The organism is Bacillus sp. TH17 (genome assembly GCF_016651125.1).
In the GTDB taxonomy this organism is placed as follows: Bacteria; Bacillota; Bacilli; order Bacillales; family Bacillaceae_G; genus Bacillus_A; species Bacillus_A mycoides.
In genome coordinates this window covers 4,568,365-4,588,658 of sequence record NZ_JAEKEN010000001.1, presented here as the reverse complement: position 1 = coordinate 4,588,658, position 20,294 = coordinate 4,568,365, and the positions used below count along the sequence as shown (strand labels likewise).

The 20,294-nt window shown below is 38.0% G+C and carries 18 protein-coding genes, 1 pseudogene and 1 riboswitch; of the genes and pseudogenes, 10 read left to right on the top strand and 9 right to left on the bottom strand.

Annotation, left to right across the window (positions count from 1 at the left end; genetic code table 11):
* Positions 1–343: 343 nt before the first annotated feature.
* A complete protein-coding gene (locus tag JFT95_RS23700) occupies positions 344–709 on the top strand; it encodes a YkvA family protein (RefSeq protein WP_002016186.1) in 366 nt (121 codons plus the stop codon).
* A 50-nt stretch (positions 710–759) separates the two neighbouring features.
* Positions 760–1,251 carry a metal-binding protein gene (locus JFT95_RS23695; protein ID WP_002089644.1) on the top strand — a complete coding sequence of 164 codons (492 nt, stop codon included), beginning with the start codon at positions 760–762 and terminating at the stop codon, positions 1,249–1,251.
* Positions 1,252–1,423: 172 nt separating this feature from the next.
* Here the strand turns inward: JFT95_RS23695 and JFT95_RS23690 are convergent, their stop codons facing one another.
* The gene (locus JFT95_RS23690; RefSeq protein ID WP_002191186.1) at positions 1,424–1,741 is read right to left on the bottom strand and encodes a magnetosome magnetite crystal formation protein family; all 318 of its coding nucleotides are present in this window, start codon (positions 1,739–1,741) and stop codon (positions 1,424–1,426) included.
* A gap of 286 nt (positions 1,742–2,027) precedes the next feature.
* Between JFT95_RS23690 and lldP the strand changes: the two are divergent.
* Positions 2,028–3,688 (top strand): annotated as a pseudogene (gene lldP / locus JFT95_RS23685) (L-lactate permease).
* Positions 3,689–3,759: 71 nt separating this feature from the next.
* Positions 3,760–3,875: riboswitch (TPP riboswitch) on the top strand.
* Positions 3,876–3,987: 112 nt separating this feature from the next.
* Positions 3,988–5,748, top strand: coding sequence for a phosphomethylpyrimidine synthase ThiC (gene thiC, locus JFT95_RS23680; protein ID WP_201053370.1), 1,761 nt, complete (start codon positions 3,988–3,990; stop codon positions 5,746–5,748).
* Between the two features lie 254 nt (positions 5,749–6,002).
* On the opposite strand, the gene JFT95_RS23675 is transcribed toward thiC, so the two are convergent.
* The 3 genes from JFT95_RS23675 to cydA all read right to left on the bottom strand — a co-directional run bounded on the left by JFT95_RS23675 (position 6,003) and on the right by cydA (position 9,954).
* On the bottom strand, positions 6,003–7,361 hold the full coding sequence (locus tag JFT95_RS23675; protein WP_050000986.1) for an arsenic transporter: 1,359 nt from the start codon (positions 7,359–7,361) through the stop codon (positions 6,003–6,005).
* Between the two features lie 219 nt (positions 7,362–7,580).
* Positions 7,581–8,606 carry a cytochrome d ubiquinol oxidase subunit II gene (locus tag JFT95_RS23670; RefSeq protein WP_002089640.1) on the bottom strand — a complete coding sequence of 342 codons (1,026 nt, stop codon included), beginning with the start codon at positions 8,604–8,606 and terminating at the stop codon, positions 7,581–7,583.
* Positions 8,599–9,954, bottom strand: a complete 1,356-nt coding sequence (gene cydA / locus JFT95_RS23665; protein WP_002034780.1) for a cytochrome ubiquinol oxidase subunit I — start codon at positions 9,952–9,954, stop codon at positions 8,599–8,601. Before cydA ends, JFT95_RS23670 begins: the two co-directional genes overlap by 8 nt.
* A gap of 252 nt (positions 9,955–10,206) precedes the next feature.
* Between cydA and JFT95_RS23660 the strand changes: the two genes are divergently transcribed.
* Positions 10,207–10,356, top strand: coding sequence for a hypothetical protein (locus JFT95_RS23660; protein WP_002016173.1), 150 nt, complete (start codon positions 10,207–10,209; stop codon positions 10,354–10,356).
* A gap of 89 nt (positions 10,357–10,445) precedes the next feature.
* Positions 10,446–11,531, top strand: coding sequence for a transcriptional regulator (locus JFT95_RS23655; protein ID WP_201053369.1), 1,086 nt, complete (start codon positions 10,446–10,448; stop codon positions 11,529–11,531).
* Positions 11,532–11,598: 67 nt separating this feature from the next.
* Here JFT95_RS23655 and JFT95_RS23650 read toward each other — a convergent pair whose 3' ends face one another.
* On the bottom strand, positions 11,599–12,483 hold the full coding sequence (locus JFT95_RS23650; RefSeq protein WP_201053368.1) for a LysR family transcriptional regulator: 885 nt from the start codon (positions 12,481–12,483) through the stop codon (positions 11,599–11,601).
* Positions 12,484–12,618: 135 nt separating this feature from the next.
* Between JFT95_RS23650 and JFT95_RS23645 the strand changes: the two genes are divergently transcribed.
* Positions 12,619–14,619, top strand: a complete 2,001-nt coding sequence (locus tag JFT95_RS23645) for a YhgE/Pip family protein (RefSeq protein WP_078205044.1) — start codon at positions 12,619–12,621, stop codon at positions 14,617–14,619.
* 53 nt (positions 14,620–14,672) lie between these two features.
* Here the strand turns inward: JFT95_RS23645 and JFT95_RS23640 are convergent, their stop codons facing one another.
* The 3 genes from JFT95_RS23640 to JFT95_RS23630 all read right to left on the bottom strand — a co-directional run bounded on the left by JFT95_RS23640 (position 14,673) and on the right by JFT95_RS23630 (position 17,638).
* The gene (locus tag JFT95_RS23640; RefSeq protein WP_002034775.1) at positions 14,673–15,053 is read right to left on the bottom strand and encodes a VOC family protein; all 381 of its coding nucleotides are present in this window, start codon (positions 15,051–15,053) and stop codon (positions 14,673–14,675) included.
* A gap of 42 nt (positions 15,054–15,095) precedes the next feature.
* Entirely contained in the window at positions 15,096–16,253 is a 1,158-nt protein-coding gene (locus JFT95_RS23635) for an acyltransferase (protein ID WP_201053367.1), read from the bottom strand.
* Positions 16,254–16,420: 167 nt separating this feature from the next.
* Positions 16,421–17,638 carry a dicarboxylate/amino acid:cation symporter gene (locus JFT95_RS23630; protein ID WP_002016167.1) on the bottom strand — a complete coding sequence of 406 codons (1,218 nt, stop codon included), beginning with the start codon at positions 17,636–17,638 and terminating at the stop codon, positions 16,421–16,423.
* 224 nt (positions 17,639–17,862) lie between these two features.
* Between JFT95_RS23630 and JFT95_RS23625 the strand changes: the two genes are divergently transcribed.
* The 3 genes from JFT95_RS23625 to JFT95_RS23615 are packed head-to-tail and all read left to right on the top strand — an operon-like array spanning position 17,863 to position 19,808.
* Complete coding sequence (locus JFT95_RS23625; RefSeq protein ID WP_201053366.1) at positions 17,863–18,165, top strand: PTS sugar transporter subunit IIB; 303 nt, start codon at positions 17,863–17,865, stop codon at positions 18,163–18,165.
* A 14-nt stretch (positions 18,166–18,179) separates the two neighbouring features.
* On the top strand, positions 18,180–19,481 hold the full coding sequence (gene celB, locus JFT95_RS23620) for a PTS cellobiose transporter subunit IIC (RefSeq protein WP_002016164.1): 1,302 nt from the start codon (positions 18,180–18,182) through the stop codon (positions 19,479–19,481).
* Positions 19,482–19,490: 9 nt separating this feature from the next.
* A complete protein-coding gene (locus JFT95_RS23615) occupies positions 19,491–19,808 on the top strand; it encodes a PTS sugar transporter subunit IIA (RefSeq protein ID WP_002016162.1) in 318 nt (105 codons plus the stop codon).
* A 110-nt stretch (positions 19,809–19,918) separates the two neighbouring features.
* On the opposite strand, the gene speD is transcribed toward JFT95_RS23615, so the two are convergent.
* Positions 19,919–20,290, bottom strand: coding sequence for an adenosylmethionine decarboxylase (gene speD / locus JFT95_RS23610; RefSeq protein ID WP_201053364.1), 372 nt, complete (start codon positions 20,288–20,290; stop codon positions 19,919–19,921).
* Positions 20,291–20,294: the final 4 nt, after the last annotated feature.

The following is a 20,294-nucleotide window of genomic DNA, read 5'->3' as shown; positions in this document are numbered from 1 at the left end:
ACTATAACATTTTACATTTTTTGTATGTGATTTGTCACTACCAGAGAAAACTTTAACATTCGTTTATATGCCCGTCAACTAGAAAATATAACAAAAATAGAAAAGAATGTTAAGCGGAATTGAAAGTTTTTTGGTTGAGAAATATGGAATAGAAATCTTTAAGTGGTTGTCTAGAAAACTATTATATGAAGGAAAATATGAAAAAATCAACGAACACTTGTTCTTTTTGGTTTTGTTTGTTACAATGAAATTTCATTGATAGATTATGTGTAATTTTGATGAACTTTTACTGATAACATAACATATTGTAGCTTATTTCTTTTGAAAATAGGGAGGCTTTTGAATGAAACAAAAATTTTCAGTTGAAGCGTTTTGGAAGAAAATAAAACATGTTGCGAAGCAGGCAGGGCAGTCGGTAATCTATGCGAGTTTATTGTTGTTTTACGTGTTGCAAAGACCGGATGTTCCAAAACGAGTGAAAATTATTGTAATCGGAGCACTTGCTTATTTCATTGCACCGATTGATGCCATTCCAGATTTCATTGCTGGAGTCGGTTATACGGATGATTTAGGTGCGTTAATGGCCGCACTATTACAAGCATCGATATACGTAAATGAAGATGTGAAAGATAAGGCACGAGTGAAGTTGGCAGAATGGTTTGGTTCGGATATAGACACATCATTTATCGATCAAAAATTAGATCAATAGGTGAGAACTGTCATAGGATGACAGGGCGAACGTAAGCGAGGAAGTGCATTATGCCATCAGGAAGAACGCATACGAAAATAAACTTAATATCCCTTCCGGTTGTTTTGTTTATGCTCTTTTCGTATGGATTAACAAGTTTTGATTTTTTATTAACTTTTGCAATTGGCTTTTTAGTAGGTACTTCATTTTTAACACCGGATTTAGATACGTACAGTAATGCGTATAATAAATGGGGATTCCTCCGTATTTTTTGGTATCCATATAGGAGCGTAATGCCCCATCGTTCCTTCTTCACACATACGATTATAATTGGTGATATTATTCGTATTGCATACATGTTAATCGTGTTTTCTCCGTTTTTATTCCTATTAAATATAATCGCATTCGGTGGAAATTTAATAGAAATTGCGAAGGAACACGAGGTTGAAATTGTAACGTTTGTAATGGGGATTGTTGTGGCGAGTACGCTCCACATTATAGCGGATAAAGCGAATACGCGCCGAAAGAAAATGATGAGAAAAAAGAAGAAACGCAGAAGATAAAGAAACCGTCCCAAAAGGTATTTTGGGACGGTCTTTTCTTATTAATAGGTAATTCTTTTCGTATTTTGTAGTTAAGTCGATATTCCTTGTCGAATCGCCGATAAAATTTCATTTACGATCATGCGACATCAATTTTTGGACAGTTTCTTTTTAATCAAACGCTTGTTTAAAACTAAGCTTTCAGTACTTTAATACCTTTCACGATATTCCAAATGAAGTAGTATAAGCTAATGATTCCGCAAATGCATAAGACGATGATTGCTCCAATTCCAAGTGTTACGTCTGGTTGATCAGATCCGATGCCCATAATTCCTAAAATAACTAATCCAATAAATGAAGCGATGCTTGGAACGATATGTGTCCATAGAGCACGTTTCGCATGTGGTTTTGTTTCAGAATCGCCCACAATCCACACGATAATAGGGAATAAGATAGGTGCAAATAATACACTAAAGTATGATAAAGCCGCTAATATTTTGTTTCCGTTCATATATATCACCTCATAAGTAATGTCCGTTGTTATACTTTTAGTATGCGATAAATTTGGCAACCTTCCTATCGATTAACATTACAAAAACGTGACGCTTTTGTAAGATTTCCTTTTTAAATGATGAAATTTTCGAAAAAATCTTTTTAAATGAAAATTGTTGTGATAAAATTATTGAAAACGTTTTCTTAAACGTTTTGTATTTTTTAGACTTAAAGGTATGATGACCTGGTAGTCTATTGATAAGGTTATATCATATTTAAAAGGGGATTCTTTAGGGGAGAGAACAATGAACACATGGACACAAGTTTACGATCCGTTCGGTAACATTTGGATTTCGGCAGCAGTCGCACTTATTCCAATCATCTTTTTTTCTTAGCTTTAGCGGTTTTCCGCATGAAGGGGTATGTGGCAGGATTTATTACAGTTGTATTAACGATTTTGGTGGCGTTATTTGCGTATAAAATGCCATTCACAATGGCAATGGCAGCGACCGGATACGGTTTCTTATACGGATTATGGCCAATTGCGTGGATTATCATTATGTCAGTATTTTTATATAAAATTTCTGTGAAAACAGGTCAATTTGATGTCATTCGTGCATCTGTATTATCCATTACGAATGACCATCGTTTACTCGTTATTTTAATTGGATTTTCATTTGGAGCATTTTTGGAAGGGGCAGCAGGATTTGGTGCACCAGTAGCGATTACGGCAGCGCTTCTGGCAGGCCTTGGGCTAAATCCTTTATATGCAGCAGGTCTTTGTTTAATCGCAAATACTGCACCAGTAGCTTTCGGAGCGATGGGGATTCCGATTACAGTTGCTGGACAAGTGACAGGCATTGATCCACATAAAATTGGACAAATGGCTGGGCATCAATTACCGTTCTTATCTTTATTTGTTCCGTTCTTTATCGTATTTTTAATGGATGGCTTTAAAGGAGTAAAACAAACGTGGCCTGCTTTATTTGTAGCGGGTAGTTCATTTGCAATTACACAGTTTATTACAGCGACGTTTTTAGGACCAGAACTTCCGGATATTACGTCAGCGCTTGTAAGTTTAGTAAGTTTATCGCTATTCTTAAAAGTTTGGCAGCCGAAAGAAATTTATCAAACTAAGCAAGCGAATAGTGAAGTAGCCGCGGCGACGACGGCGACATCTATGCCGAAACTAACGGTAGGAAAAGTAGTAAAAGCGTGGTCTCTGTTCATTATTTTGACTGTGATGGTAGTCATCTGGAGCCAGAGTTTCTTTAAAGCGTTATTCGCTCCGGGCGGCGCTTTAGAAAGTCTCGTATTTAAATTTGAAGTTCCAAGCTTGCACAATTTAGTAATGAAAGCAGAGCCAATTGTAAATAAACCAACACCTTATGAAGCAATCTTGAAATTAGATATTTTATCAGCGACTGGAACAGCAATTTTAATTGCTTGTATCATTTCTATCTTTATTTTGAAAATGAGTGCAAAAGATGCAGTAGCAACATTTAAAGAAACGTTAAACGAACTAAAAATGCCAATTCTATCTATTGGATTCGTATTAGGATTCGCATTTATCGCAAACTATTCTGGTCTATCTTCTACATTAGCGTTAGCACTTGCAGGAACTGGCGGACTATTCCCGTTCTTCTCACCATTCTTAGGATGGATTGGCGTATTCTTAACAGGATCAGATACGTCAGCGAACGCACTGTTCTCGAATTTACAAGCAATTACAGCGCAGCAAGTCGGGGTATCTGAAGTGCTTCTTGTTGCAGCAAATACAACGGGCGGTGTAACAGGTAAAATGATTTCTCCGCAATCAATTGCGATTGCTTGTGCGGCAGTTGGACTTGCTGGGAAAGAGTCAGATTTGTTCCGCTTTACATTGAAGCATAGTTTATTCTTCGTTACTATTGTTGGGATTATGACGTATGTGCAGGCTTATTATTTAACTTGGATGATTCCGTAAACAACAAAAGAAATAAACTTTGCATTTTTCAGATTATAGTGTATGATGGGAAAGTATTGAAAATTAAATCAGTGATAAACTAGGGGTGCCTAACGTATGCGTAGGCTGAGAGAGAAGCGTGTGAACTTCTTAACCCTTTGGACCTGATCTGGCTCGTACCAGCGTAGGGAAGTTAACGGTTTTACATAATTATGTCTTTATGAGCCAGGTCCTTATTCTTTTATGGACCTGGCTCTTTTTATTTTGGCATGCGCTGGCCATATCTCGTCCTTGTCACGAACAGGGGGGCAACAAAGGTTATGAAACAGTCTGTTTCAGCTGAGCAAATTGAATTGAAATCGAGTTTACCAGGAAGTAAGAAAGTGTATGTGGATGGAACACGTGAAGGTATGAAAGTACCAATGCGCGAGATTGAACAAAGCGATACGAACGGTGTTCAAAATCCGCCAATCCGTGTGTATGATACGAGTGGACCTTATACAGATCCAGAGTATAAAGTGGAGCTGGAAAAAGGGTTGCAGGCGCCGCGCCACTCTTGGACCTTGGGGCGTGGTGATGTGGAAGCTTATGAAGGACGCGAAATTAAACCTGAGGATGACGGTGTGAAAGTGGCTTCAAAACATACACCTGTTTTCCCGCAAATGGATCGTAAGCCGCTTAGAGCGAAGCAAGGTGCAAATGTTTCGCAAATGCATTATGCGCGTAATGGCATTATTACGTCTGAGATGGAATATGTTGCGATTCGTGAAGGGGTAGAGCCTGAATTTGTTCGTAAGGAGATTGCAGAAGGTCGTGCGATTTTGCCGGCGAACATTAACCATCCTGAAGCGGAACCGATGATAATTGGACGTAATTTTCACGTGAAGGTAAATGCAAATATCGGAAACTCTGCTGTATCGTCTTCTATTGCAGAAGAAGTAGAGAAGATGACGTGGGCGACTCGCTGGGGTGCAGATACGATTATGGATTTATCTACAGGTAAAAACATTCATACAACACGTGAGTGGATTATTCGTAATGCTCCGGTACCAGTTGGAACTGTGCCAATTTATCAAGCGCTTGAAAAAGTAAACGGAATTGCAGAGGATTTAACGTGGGAAGTGTATCGTGATACGTTAATTGAGCAGGCGGAGCAAGGCGTTGATTACTTCACGATTCACGCTGGTGTATTACTTCGTTACATTCCAATTACTGCAAAGCGTATGACAGGTATTGTTTCGCGCGGTGGTTCGATTATGGCGCAGTGGTGTTTATTCCATCATAAAGAAAACTTCCTATATACTCACTTTGAAGAGATTTGTGAAATTATGAAGCAGTACGATGTTTCGTTTTCTCTTGGAGATGGATTACGTCCAGGTTCTATTGCAGATGCAAATGACGAAGCGCAGTTTTCTGAGCTTGAGACACTTGGTGAATTAACAAAAATCGCTTGGAAACATGATGTGCAAGTTATGATTGAAGGACCTGGGCATGTACCGATGCATTTAATTAAAGAAAATATGGAGAAAGAACTTGATATTTGTCAGGGTGCGCCGTTCTATACACTTGGGCCGTTAACGACAGATATTGCACCAGGTTATGATCATATTACTTCAGCGATTGGTGCTGCGATGATCGGTTGGTTTGGAACGGCGATGCTTTGTTATGTAACCCCGAAAGAACATTTAGGTTTACCGAACAAAGATGATGTTCGCACGGGGGTTATTACGTACAAAATCGCTGCACATGCAGCCGATCTTGCGAAAGGGCATAAAACGGCTCATCAGCGTGATGATGCACTTTCAAAAGCTCGCTTTGAATTCCGTTGGCGCGATCAATTTAATTTATCTTTAGATCCTGAACGTGCGATGGAATATCACGATGAAACACTGCCAGCAGAAGGTGCGAAAACGGCTCATTTCTGTTCAATGTGTGGACCGAAGTTTTGTAGTATGAGAATTTCACATGATATTCGTGAATATGCGAAAGACAATGATTTAGAAACGACAGAAGCAATTGAAAAAGGGATGAAAGCGAAAGCGAAAGAATTTAAAGACACTGGTAGTCATTTATACCAATAATACGTTACACCTCTTTACTTGATTGATCACACTGTAGTACCTAACTTAAATATAGAAGAAGCCCCCTTTGCTAAGACGGTAGCAAAGGGGGCTTCTGTCGTCTATCCCGCTATTTGTGGGCAGTAAAACTCCCACCTCAAAATTCGGCTGGAGCAAAGAAGTTAGGTGGGAGATAAACTGTTCGTAAACGCCCGATTGGTGCGGGCTAATAATCAGTGGGGGATGAACACCCACCCACCTTATAAAGTTTCACTTTATAAGGTGAAGAATAATTGTACCCAGTAGTATAAGAGGAATAATGTGACGACTGTTGTGAGTGGGATTACGATGAGAGATACGCTTAAATAATCTTTCCATTTCACTTTAATTTTGTTTTGTCTTAAGATATACATCCAAATGAGGGAAGCTAGTGTACCGATTGGTAATAATAGTGAACCGATGTCACTACCGATGATATTTGCGAGATAGATAGTTTTTAATGTGACTGGATCTAGTCCCATTTCTGTTAGTGTGATTGTACCAATCATAAGTGCAGGGTGGTTATTGAAGACGTTAGAGAGGAGGGAAACGAGTCCGCCCATTGCAAAGCTGGCATAGAGTAGATGCTGACTTACAACTGGTTCGAGCCAACTTACAAGTGCCGCTGTTAATCCTGCGTTGTGAAGCCCGTAAATAATTACGTACATAGAGAAGGCGAAAATTAAAATGTGCCACGGTGTCTTTTTCAAAATATCGACTGGGTTTGTTCGTAAGTAGTACCATCTCCAGATGAGAAGAACGAGTGAACCGAGTACGGCAACGATTTCGATTGGAATCGATAAGAAGGATGCAACGAATAGAAGACAGCGCATAAGGAAGACGAAGCCTAATACTTTTAACATGAATTTCGTACGTTTTTGTTTCGTATTAACAGAATTTTGTCCTTTTAACGGATGGAAGTTTTTCGTGAAGAAAATTTCTTCAATATCATATGAAGAAACAGGCAATCTTTCTGGAATTTTTTTCTTTAAAACTGTATACATGAGCCATGACATAAACAGTAGTCCTAGTGTTGCAGGTACAAACATCATAGCAGTATGCATATAAAGAGTCATGTGGACGATATTTAAGGCAATTAAGTTTACAATATTACTTACACCAATTGGTGCACTAGATGCAGTGGCGATTAAAGCACCGCTTAATAAATAAGGGATTTGTTGATGAGGTTTTAATTGAAGGTTTTTCAGAAGTAAAATTAAAATCGGTGTTGTAATTAAAATACTACCGTCATTATTAAATAAAAGAGTCATAAGAAAACATAGTAATTGAATGTACCAGTATAGGCGTCGTCCGGAACCTTTCGCTAAATTTGCGAGTTTCGCTGCGGACCAGTGGAAGAAGCCGAAGCTTTCTAATATAACTGCCATAACGATGGTCGCTAATATCGTTATAGAGGCACCGCCGATTTTACTTATAATGTCCATGACGTCTGGTTTTGATACAAGTCCAGTAATGAGGATAATGCTAGCGCCGACTGCTGCCGGCCACGCCTCATTTAAACCACGAGGGCGCCAAAAGATAACAATCATCGTTAAGAAGAATACAATAATAGTAATCCATATTTCAATGCTCATATTTAACCTACCTTTCTATTTTCCCTTGAACAAATGTAGCTTGTCTCAAGTTTATATAGCATTATATTCAAAAGAAAATAAGAAGAACTAGGCATCTACCTTAATCTAGTGAATATGTGTATTTTGAGCAATAAGGCAAGTATAAGTAGTAGTGTAATAACTATTAGGAGAGGAGTCTAATAAATTAGGGGCATTCTATGTGTGAATGCCCCTAATTTACTATTTTTCCTTTAAAAATGTTCGATCTTTTAAGAATAAATTCCAGAAGAAAATAAATCCTGGTAGTAAAATTGCAATCCCGATTGCGTAAAGAATAAGAAGTGCATAGAATGTTTCGACCGTCGTAAAGCTTGTAAATACAGTTACGTCCGGGTAAATGATATAAGGTAAATGGGCGACGCCGTAAGCGTAGCTTGCAAATGCATATTGAGCGACGACAGCTAAAACTGCAATGCGAGGAAAGCCTAGTGTGCCATATTTCTTATTTGTCCACCAAAGGGAAGAGTATCCGATAACAAATAAAATGATAGAGACTGTAAACCATGGGAATTGCTTTATTAGTCCTTGCATAAGCCAGTGTGTTTCAGGGTCCATTACAACGAGAGCGATAATAGCAGTCACGAGCGTTGCAGGACCAAGTATGATGGCATTTCTTCTATAAATTCGGTACGTATCTTCAGAACCTTGTTCCCTAGCAAAATCAGCAAGAAAGAGAGATGATAGAAATAGTTCCGAAGTTAGTCCGAAGAGCATATAACAATAAATAACGGGACTAGAAAGAAGTTTTCCGTAAAGGAGCACTTCTTTTCCTTCAGACATCGTAATATAGGCACCTTCTGTAACTGGCAGAACGGTAATTAATAGAGCTGGGATTAAGAGCCCGGTAATACCTGAAATAATCCGAAGAAGGTGTTGGTATTTTGGCAGGGAGTAAGCAAATACCATAAATGTACTACGAATCGCAACGAGTACTAAAATTAACATAACTGGTACAAACATAACGGTTGCAAGGGTAAAGGCCGCTTTTGGGAAGAAACCGAGAAAAGCAACGACGACAAAGACAAGAAACGTATTTGTTACTTCCCAAGTTGGTGATAAGTACCGATTAGCAAGCTTGGCAGCAAGCGTCGGGTGTTTAGCGTATACCATGCCCCAAAAACCAGCTCCAAAATCAATAGACCCTAGTATGCTATATACGAAAATAAGAGCCCATAAGATGATGATTGCAATGCTTTCCTCATGCACGAGAATCGCCTCCTTCGTGATGTAAATCATTCTTTAACGGATGTTTCTTAAAGAATGTCCGTAGTACAAAGACTGTTAAAATACCGAGTCCGATATATAAAATGATGAATAAAACAAATAAAGGACCGACGAAATCAGCGCGCGTAGAAGCATCTACCGTGCGTTGCATGCCATAAATTGTCCATGGCTGACGACCACTACAACTAAAAATCCATCCGAATTCAATACCGAGCAACATAACGGGTCCACAGGCGGCAGCTCCCCAAAGAAGCCACTTCGGTAACTCTACTCCTTTTTTTCGGTAAACAAAGTACCAATATAAGAGGGCAATAGCTGCAACTGCAAAGGTAAAGGCAGCGGTGCCGACCATTAAATTGAACAGTGTATGTGTGTAAAATGGTGGCCATGTTTCTTGCGGGAATTCCTTTAGACCTTTTACAACGGTGTTAGGGTCTAGTCCCACTAATAAGCTAAGCATGTTCGGAATTTCAAGGGCATAGTTTAGTTCAAGTGTGTTAGGGTCCACAACCCCGCCAATCGATAAAGGCGCGTGTGATGTCGTTTCAAACAAAGCTTCAGCAGATGCTAGTTTTTCAGGTGAATGTTTATGTAAGGCAATAGCAGATTCGTGTCCTGAAAGCCACATCGTAGCACCTGTGATAAATGTAACGACAAGCCCTAACAGTAATCCTTTTTTATGGTAAGCAATTTCACGAGCACTTAAATTTTTCTTTAATAATTTAAATCCAGCGATAGAAGCAATAACAGCTGCTCCAGTTGTATAGGCCGTAATAACGACGTGGAATGCACTTGTGCCAAAGCTCGGATTAAAGAAAGCTTTCCACGGATCAACGTTAAAAACTGAGCCATCTGGATTCATTGAAAAGCCCGCAGGTGTATTCATCCATGTGTTTGCCGATGTAATAAGCACGGCAGATGCAGTGGCGCCAATCATAACGAAAAATAGCGAGATTAATCTCATAACTGGAGGTAGTTTATCAGCCGCATATACGTAAATAGACATGAATAAAGCCTCTAAAAAGAAGGCGAAAATCTCAATTTGAAACGGAACGGAAATAACTTGCCCAACAATTTTGGCGAAACCAGGCCAAAGAAGTGAAATTTGTACACCAACAATTGTTCCAGTTGGAATTGCTACACCGAGAAGGATAGCAAAAGCCTTTGTCCATCTTTTTGCCATAATGGCATAGTCGGAATCTTTCTTCCAGTGATAGAGTATTTCACTTATAAAAATCATTAAAGAAAGCCCGACTCCAAGCGTTGCAAAGATAATGTGGAATGCTAATGAAGAACCAAAAAATGCCCTTGCTAATGTTACGGTATCCATATGTATACTCCTCTTCTTTTTGCCATTATTTTCTGATTGAATTGGAAAATTTATTCAAAAAACTACCAAAAACATATATGTATTTAAAAAATGAGTACGGTAATATAGTGTTTAAATATTCTAAAAAGAAAGAAATTGATATTTAGTAATATTTTATTTGTTTTTTAGGGCTGAATCTTTTATAATCTTTTATGCGAACGTAAGTTCTGTTTCCGGGATGAAGAAGTTTATGTGAAATGGAGAGGGTGTTTTATGTATCCTGAAGTCATTAAAAAGATGGCATTTTCAAGAGAGCATAGAGATTTATTATTAAAGTTGTATAATAAAGAAATTACGCGTCGTGAATATGATCGACTTGTGGAATCGCTATATAGACCTTCTAAAGAGGCTTGCGAAGGATAAGGTGGGAGAGACAATCTAAAGGATTGTCTTTTTTATATTTGCGTATGTTCTGGTAAAATTAAGGTTAGCCTTAAAAGGAGGTGAAAAGCTTGCGAAAACGTTTATATATAGGGATTGGGGTTATTCTCTTAATCGCTTTAGGTGGAGTTGTATTTTGGTCAGCTTTACAAGGAAATCGTACCGAGCATTTTATTTTACGACATATGGTGAATGAAAATGGAACACTTGCAACGTATCGCTTAGAGGATACAAAGGCAGGTAAGGGTGAAGCGAAGGGCCGTGAAGCTTTATCAGAATCTGCAGGGTTATGGCTACAATATACACTTGATAAAGATGATCAAGCTTTATTTGATGAACAAGTGAAGGTTATTCAAAATAACTTTGTACACAAGGATCGCATCGTTATATGGAAAATCTCTGAAAAGGGAGAAATGCAGTCAGCTACTAATGCACTTATCGATGATCTTCGTATTATAGAACAATTATATCGTGCTTATGAAATGTACAAGGAAGATCGCTATAAAAACCTTGCAGATCAATTGAGTGATTCTGTACTTCGTTATAATAAAAAAGGTAATTATTACGTTGATTATTACGATGCAGATACAGGAAAACAAAATAACTTTGCAACAACATCTTACATAAATCCGCATGCATTCTCTTATATGAAAAAGTATGGAAAAATTTCTGCACAGCAGTATCAGGAAGTTGTTCAGTTTTTAGCGGATTATCCAAGGCAGGGCTGGGCATTCCCGAAAGAGTATAAAGATGATGGGACATTTACGTACGATAAAGAAGTGAATCTTATTGATCAATCATACGTTGCTTATCATCGTAGTTTAGGCGGTCTTTCATCAGATGCTTATTTGGAATTTATAAAGAAGAAATTTCGCGAAGACGAAAAGTTATATGGACGTTATAACTTAGAAACGGGAAAACAAGCTGTGAACTATGAATCACCAGCATCTTACGGATTAACAATTTTGTACGTACTACAAACAGGTGATACAAAGTTTGCGAAGGAATTGTATGAGCGGATGATTACATTCCGAAATGATAATGTATTTAGTAGATATTATGGTGGATATGTAACAGGTGAGAATAATAATACACATATTTTCGATAACGTATTGCCGCTTTTAGCGGAAATGGAATTGGATAAGAGTAAAAAATAAAAGGTGCCAACCTATGGGGATGGTACCTTTTATTTGTGTCGTTATTTGTTTGTAAAGCGATATAATTTTACGCCCTAATATTGGAGAAGTAATCAATCACGAATTCACGAAATTGCTGGGCGGTGTTTGATAAATAGCGCTTCTTCGACCAACTTAAGCCGATAGTTCGTTCGCAATTAGGTTCAATAATACGTAACTTATTTGATGCTAAAGTAGAGTTTTTTAATAAAGTTAAACTTGGGACAAAGGCGATGCCAAGACCTTGCTTAATGAGATCGCTAATCACGGTTGGTTCATCTACTTCAAAAGCGATATGTGGAGTGAAACCAGCTTTTTTACAAAATTCATCTGTTAAGTGCCGAAATCCGTAACCAGTGTTCATACTAATAAACGATTCGTCTTTTACTTCATGCAAATAGATACTTTCGCGGTTTGATAACCGATTTCCTGAAGGAACAGCTAAGAAAATTTCTTCTGTGATAAGTGGTTCCCAAACCATTTCCTCGCCTTCAATTGGTACAGAGGAGATACAAAAATCAATTTCCATATTATCTAGTTGCCGCTTCATAGAAGGAGTAGATGCGAGAAATTGTTGGAATCGAACGTTAGGATGTTCTAGTAAAAAAGAACCGAGTAGCTCGGGTAATATTCTTGGAATAGAAACTGCAAGTGTAATAGAGCCTTGTTGTAATTCAGCTAAATCTTTAATTTCGCGTTCCCCTTCACTTAATTCATGAAAAATGCGTTCTACTCGTTTTAAAAATACTTTGCCGAAAGAGTTTAATGTAATCTGTCGACCTTGGCGATCAAATAAGGGGACGCCTAAGTCCTTTTCTAGTCTAGCGATTGTTTTACTGAGTGAAGGCTGCGCGATATGCAATTCTTCAGCTGCTTTTGTCATATGTTCTAGTCGTGCGACTGTCTGAAAGTATTTTAATTGAAGAAGTTCCACTTCGAATCTCCTTTCTATAGACCAAAAGGAATGAATTGATAATTAAAGATGTATTATACAGTATGGAAAGTGACGTGTATAGTAAATCTGTTAAACCATTCGAAGGGTGTTAAATTAGGAGAAGGAGTATGTTTCATGAAGGGAATTCAACTTATATTTAAAGATTGGAAGGCGATGTGGAACCATAAACATGGACGTATCGCTTTAATTTTTTTATTAATCGTTCCTTTAATTTATTCAGGATTCTTCTTAGCTGGATATTGGGATCCGTACGGAAAATTAGATAAATTACCTGTTGCAGTTGTTAATTTAGATAAGGGTGCTGTGATGGATGAAAAAACAATCCAGGCTGGAGACGATTTTGTTAAAAATTTAAAAGAGAATAAGGAATTGGCGTTTCATTTCGTATCAGAAAAAGATGCTGATGAAGGGCTAAAAGAAGATAAGTATTATATGGTGGTTACGATTCCGGAGGAGTTCTCTAAAAAGGTAAGTACACTAATGGATGAGAAACCAGAGCCGGCACAATTGCAGTATAAAGTAAATCCAGGTAAAAACTTTGTAGCAGCTCAAATTGGAACGACAGCTGTTGAAAATATGAAAACAAAAATCTCAAATAGTATTACGAAATCTTATACAGAAGGTGTCTTTTCAAAGTTTCAAGATTTGGCACAAGGGTTGAGTGATGCAAGTAATGGCGCTGAGAAGTTACATGAAGGAACGACGGATGCAAAAAATGGGGCGAATCAGCTTACAGATGGTATTCATCGTTTAAATGATGGAACAGTGAAGTTAAAAGAAGGAAGTGATAAGCTTGCCTCTAGTCAATCGGCCTTAACTGGGGGAGCAAATGAGCTTAGTCAGGGAGCGACATCACTTCATAATGGTATGGAGCTGCTAGCACAGGGTGAGAAGTCTTTACAATCAGGAGTTAGTGAATTAAGTGCTGGTACAAATGAATGGGTGAACGGAAGTGAGAAACTTGCTGAAGGGCAAGTGAAAGCGGACAATGCAGCAAATAGTGTAAAACAACAATTAGAAGAGTACGTGAAAAGTCATCCAGAAGTGCAGCAAGATCCTGCTTTTCAAAAGATCATTGCTACTTCTAACGGATTAGCTAAAGCAACAAACACTTTAAACAATAGCCAACAACAATTGACACAAGGTGCGCGGAAGCTTACTGATGGTCAGCATAAGATTGAGGAAGGCATGAATACATTCGGAGTTAAGTTAAACGAAGCTACCGCTGGAACGAAAAAGATAGCAGATGGTACTTCGAATTTAGCTGATGGATTTACGAAGTGGGGAAATGGATTTACATCATTACAAGAAGGTGTAAATCACCTTGCGAGTGGCGGAACAGAGCTGAATCATGGTGCTGATAAGTTAACGAACGGACTTGTTAAACTTGACGATGGTGCGAAAGAACTTTCTACGAAATTGGGAGAGGGCGCAGAGAAGATAGCGGATGTTCGCAATGATGATGCACGCAATACGATGTTCTCAGAGCCGGTTCAATTAGTGAAGTCGACAGTTTCTGATGTGCCTAACTACGGTTCAGGTATTGCACCATACTTTTTATCACTGGCATTTTATGTTGGCGGAATTATGGCATCGAATATTTTACCTCTTGGCCGTAGACAAAATATGAAGGTAAGCGGAACAGTACATTTTATTAATAAACTAGGATTAGTATATTTAATTGGACTCATTCAAGCACTACTTGTAGATGTGGTAGTGTTAGGAGTTATGAAATTAGAAGTTGCAAGTGTATCACTCTTTGTTTTATCAAGTATTGTTATTTCCTTTACGTTCATGACATTTATTCTTATGTTAGTAACGGTATTCGGCATTGTTGGGAAGTTCGCAGCGGTAACGCTTCTCGTTCTTCAATTAGCGACGAGCGGAGGTACTTTCCCAGGAGAGTTAAATATAGCTGTGCTTAGCAAAATTGGACAGTTTCTCCCAATGTCTCATTCTCTTAGAGGATTACAAGATGTTATCTCTTTAGGAGATTGGTCGCAATTACGAATGCAAATTTTAATTTTATTATGCTATCTCGTTGTCGCTGGTGGAATCACATGGGTTACGAGTCATATACAGCATAAGGAAACGAATGCAGAGCAAGTTTCTTAATAAAAGAAGCTATCCGAAAAGGTTTTATTATGACCTTTCCGGATAGCTTTTTCTTATTTCTTTTCCATAACTGCAAAGTAGTTATTTTCATTATCAGCAAAGTTGAATGCTCTACCAGTAGGTAAATCTACAACTTGTCCAACTGTAACGCTTTTCTCAGAAAGATCTTTATACAGTTGATCTAAGTTATTAGAGAAGAACATAAGTGAAGGGGTATTTAAGTTTAATTCAGGTTGCATCTTCGCAATTAACGCCTTATCGTGAAGGACGATGCTTGTTCCAGCTTCTTTTGCCGGCGCAATTTCAATCCAGCGAAATCCTTGACCGTTATTTTCTTCCGCAACGATTTGGAATCCTACTGTTTCTGTCCAAAATTGTACTGATTCATCTTGGTTATTTACATATAACATAATTTGTCCAATTTGATTAATCATAGGTGTGTCCTACTTTCTTTTCTTATATGAAATACTATTATATCAAATATATGGTTTAAATACTTTTTCATGATTTTTCCGAATGGCAATCTTCGCCCATTTCATATTTGTCGTAGGGGAAGGCCCTGTAATCCACGTATGAAATGGTAGTGTACTGCAAATGACCATTGCTGAAATCGAGATTGTGGCCGTTATTGTAAATAATAATAGGCTATATAATATTGTGTTTTCTTGCAGTGTGAATAAAGAAAGAAATTTTGTACATAGTTGCAAGAAGAAAAAATGAGCTAAATAAGCGCCATACGTGTAATTCCCGATAAAACGTAGAGCTTTATATAAGAAACCACGTCGCTGTACAACTGTAATAGATAACACGTACAGTATCATAATTTCACAAACAATATATAAAAACATGGACGGTTTTAAATAAGTAGAAACCGTTAAATGAATAGAATTGGCGCCGTAAAAACTAAATAACTCATAATTGATGAATAAAAATAAGATGAAAAATAAGATTGTTATAAGCGGAATATGTTTCATGACAAATATACGCCAAGTTTTTAATGATACAGCAGCTATTCCTCCCATGACGAAATAGAATGAGTAGAAGAAGAAGGAACGATCTGTATAATGTAAAATGGTTGAACTAGTCAGTTTCTCTCCATTAAAAATGTAGTGAGAAGAGTACCACATTAAGAAGAAATATAGACAAGCGAAAATGGTCATATATTTATATATGTCTTTTTTATTTTCTGTTCGTTTTTGAAACCAATAAAATAGTGTGCATAGTAACGGGAACAATAAGTGAATTTGGAACATCATAATAACGTACCAAAGATGAGGTGCAGCTGTTCCGAGTAATAAACTTTTTATTCCGCCTTGTAGTGTAATGACATCGTTTGTTGTTAATAGGTAAAGAATAGACCAGAAGAAATAAGGAATGAGTAAATGTGCGGCTTTTTCATAAATATATTCTCTGTAAACGAGTTGCTTCGTATATAGCCGAATTAAATGGAAGCCGACGATAAATATGAACGCAGGTGCTGAAAATTTTGCAAGATTAAATAGCATGCCCATAATGAGGGATTGCTCGAGTAAGACATTTCCTTGATTCATTGTATATAATAAGGAACTTTGCAAAACGACAGCAAGAAATGCAATGCTTTGCAAAACTTTGAATTCTGGTGTGCTTTGAGTCATTGTATCCATCTCCTTTTCCATACATGATTATAGTACGGAGAATGGATAATGGATGTGGAATACTTGTGAAGATTATAACAAAATTGTGGCGGGATGGGATTATATCGACGTTTCGACAAATAACAACAAAAAAGAGGATGCTCCACCGAGCATCCTCTTTCTATATATTAAGCAAATTTATTTTTGATCCAGTTTTTACCTTCTACAAGGCGAGCTGTCATTACGGCACAAGCGTTATCTCCTGTTACGTTTAACACTGTTGCAGGAGGATCGATGATTGTACTAATTGCTGCGATAATTGGCAATGCTTCTGGTGGGAATCCGTATAGAGAAACGATTAACATTTCACCAATCATACCTCCGCCCGGAATAGCACCCATTACTGTTCCTACTAATAGAGAAACAACAAGTGCAATTGCTAATGTTTTCGGTCCTTCGAATTCCATGTTGAAAATACCGAATAAGAAAGCAATTTTTAATACCCCGCCTAAAACAGATCCGTCTTTATGAAGTGTAGATCCAAGAAGGACAACTGTTTCACGAACGTCAGAAGAAATACCCATTTTCTTCGTTGCTTCTAAGTTCGCTGGAATACTTGCGGCACTACTACAAGTTGCAAGTGATGTAACTGTAGGAGAGACCATGTTCTTCCAAAATACTTGTACACCTTGTTTGCGACCTGCAAGGTACGCATAGAATGTAAAGAATACAAAGAAGTAAATAAGAGAAGCTGGATAGTATACCATTGCTGCTCGGAAGTAAGTTCCAAGAAGTTGTGGTCCGAATTCACCAACTAATGCTGCGAAGTAGGCAGCTAGTCCGATTGGAGCGTAGTACATAATGAAAGATACGACTTTCATTGAAATTTCTGCACCAGCTTGTAGGAATGTAGCGAATGGTTTCCCTTTTTCACCAACTGCTGAAGTTGCAACCCCCATTAAGATAGAGAAGAAAATAAGAGCTAGCATGTTCTCTCGAGATAGTAACTTTGAAAAGTCTGATACTGTTATGATACCAACAATTTGATCAGCAACACTAACTGCTTTTTCAGCTTTATCAGGCTGCGTTAGTTCTAATACAACACCTTGTGCTGGCGGGAATACTTTCACGATAATAATCATAAAAATAGCAGCTAAAATACTTGTAAATAAGAAAGTTCCAGCCATACTAGACATAATTTTACCGAAACGTTTTAATCCATCCATATTAGCAATAGATGACGCGATGCTAAAGAACACTAACGGTACAACAATCGTAAACATTAAGTTTAAGAAAATGTCACCAAGCGGCTTTAAAGCAACTGCATCGGCACCCATGAAATAACCAATGAAACCACCAATTAGGATAGAAGATAATAAAATAAGCGGAAAGCGATATGCCTTCATAAATATATCCTCCTATCGATTATAAAAAATCATACTGAATCATTATAGCGAGTTAGAGACTTCTTTACTAGGAAAATACGGATAGATGGAATAGCGTGAAAACCGAGAAATTTTTGTTTTTAAGCTCGGCATACAGTTAGAAATCTAGACATATATATTTGTAACCTAGTGGTGGCAAGGGCTACACCATAACTTAGGTTTGGAAAAAGGGGGAGGAGAGCGAGATGAATATTTTACTTTGCTGTGCAGCGGGAATGTCTTCCAGTTTGATTGTTACAAAAATGGAGAAAGCAGCAGAGGCAAGAGGGATACAGGTAAAGATTTGGGCAGCATCAGGTTCAGAAGTGCGAAATCATATTGATACTGCAGATGTACTTTTACTTGGACCGCAAGTACGTTATTTATTACCGAAAATGAAAGAATTATGTAAGGACAAGGGAATACCTGTTGATGTCATTCAATCTGTCCATTACGGGCTTTGTAATGGAGAAGCTATCTTGCAAGCAGCTTTGTTAATGAAACCATGAGGAGTGTGGGATAGATGATAGGGTTTTTAGAGAAATATGTGATGCCAGTGGCAGGGAAGGTTGCAGAACAGAGACATTTGCAAGCGATTCGTGATGGAATTGTTTTAACGATGCCTTTCTTGATTATTGGATCATTTTTCCTTATTATTAGTGCATTACCAATACCAGGATATAATGATTTTATGGCAGGTTTATTTGGTGAGAATTGGCAGAGGGCTTTAGGGTATCCAGTTAGTGCAACTTTTAATATAATGGCTTTAATAGCTGTTTTTGGAATCGCTTACAGACTTGGAGAATATTATAAAGTGGACGCTTTAGCATCCGGAGCATTGTCGCTTGTGACGTTTTTACTTGCAACTCCATTTCAAGTTGCATATATTATACCAAGCACGAAGGAAAGTGTGATTGTAGATGGAGCAATCCCAGCGGCGCTAATGGGAAGCCAAGGTTTATTTGTAGCGATGATTATTGCAATTATATCTACTGAACTTTATCGGTTTATTGTACAAAAAAAGATGATTATAAAGATGCCGGAGACAGTTCCACCAGCTGTGACACGTTCATTTGCGGCACTTGTTCCAGGTTTTATTGTTGTAACGGTTATTTGGATTTTGCGCTTAATTATAGAAAATACTTCTTTTGGCAGTATCCATAATATTGTGGGGCAAATTTTACAGGAACCACTTAGTGTACTTGGTGCTAGTCTTTGGGGCGCAATAATAGCAGTTATTCTCGTTCATGTTCTTTGGTCGTGTGGAATTCATGGTGCTACTATTGTTGGTGGTGTAATGAGCCCCGTTTGGTTGTCGTTAATGGATCAAAACCGAGTTGCTTTCCAAGCAGGGCAAGATGTACCGAATACGATTACTGCACAGTTTTTTGATTTATGGATTTATATGGGCGGTTCTGGTGCGACACTCGCTTTAGTTGTAGGAATGTTACTATTTGCGCGAAGTCAGCAATTAAAAAGTTTAGGGCGATTATCGATTGCACCAGGTATTTTTAATATTAATGAAATGGTGACTTTCGGTATGCCGATAGTAATGAACCCGCTTTTACTTATTCCATTTATACTTGTACCAGTTGTGTTAACGGTTGTTTCTTACTTTGCAATGGAATGGGGATGGGTCGCACGTCCGAGCGGAGCGGCTGTACCTTGGACGACACCTATTCTTTTTAGTGGATATTTAGGATCAGGCGGGAAAATTTCAGGTGTTGTGTTACAACTTGTTAACTTTGCACTTGCATTCTTTATTTACTTACCGTTCTTAAAAATATGGGATAAACAAAAAGTAGCGGAAGAAAAGGGGGAGTAAAGAACTAAAATGGATACGATAGAGACGAAAGCTTTTCACTTAATTTTGCATGGTGGTAATGCGAGAAGCTGCTCAATGGAAGCAATTGATTGCGCAAAGCGCGGTGAATTTCAGGAAGCAGAAGCGAAACTACAAGAAGCTTTAAATGAATTGCAAGAGGCGCATCGTTTACAAACAGAGCTCATACAGAAAGAGGCTGCCGGGGAAAAAACCGAAGTTACCCTTTTGATGGTGCATGCGCAAGATCATTTAATGAACGCAATTACAGTGAAGGAATTGGCGAGTGAGTTTGTAGAATTATATAGGAAGATGTCGGTGGATGAATGAACCTTGCTTATGCGAGGTTTTTTTATGTATGTGCCCGTACCATCAGTGGAGTGTTTGTTCCACTGATGGTATTTACAATCCTCCTTTTTACGGATGAGTAAGAGTGATAATTAATCGGCAGTAACAATCTCTCCTGTACCACGAATTAGTTTTTTTATATGCATCTCATTTGGTCTTAATATACTTACGATATAATTAATCGCTATTTGCGGTTCAACGGTCGTACCGCACGTATAACAGTCGATGGCTGCAAAGTTTTTTTCTGGATAAGTGTGAATTGAAAGGTGGCTTTCGGATAGTAAAACTAAAACAGTAACGCCATGCGGATCGAATTCTTTTGTACTTACGTTTAAAATATGGGCACCAGAGCAATCTGCAGCGTTAACTAAATGATATTCTAAAAAGTGAACATCATCTAATAGGGAAAAGTCCACTCCCCATAAATCTACTATTATATGCTTACCAAAAGTAGAATATTCCATAGGG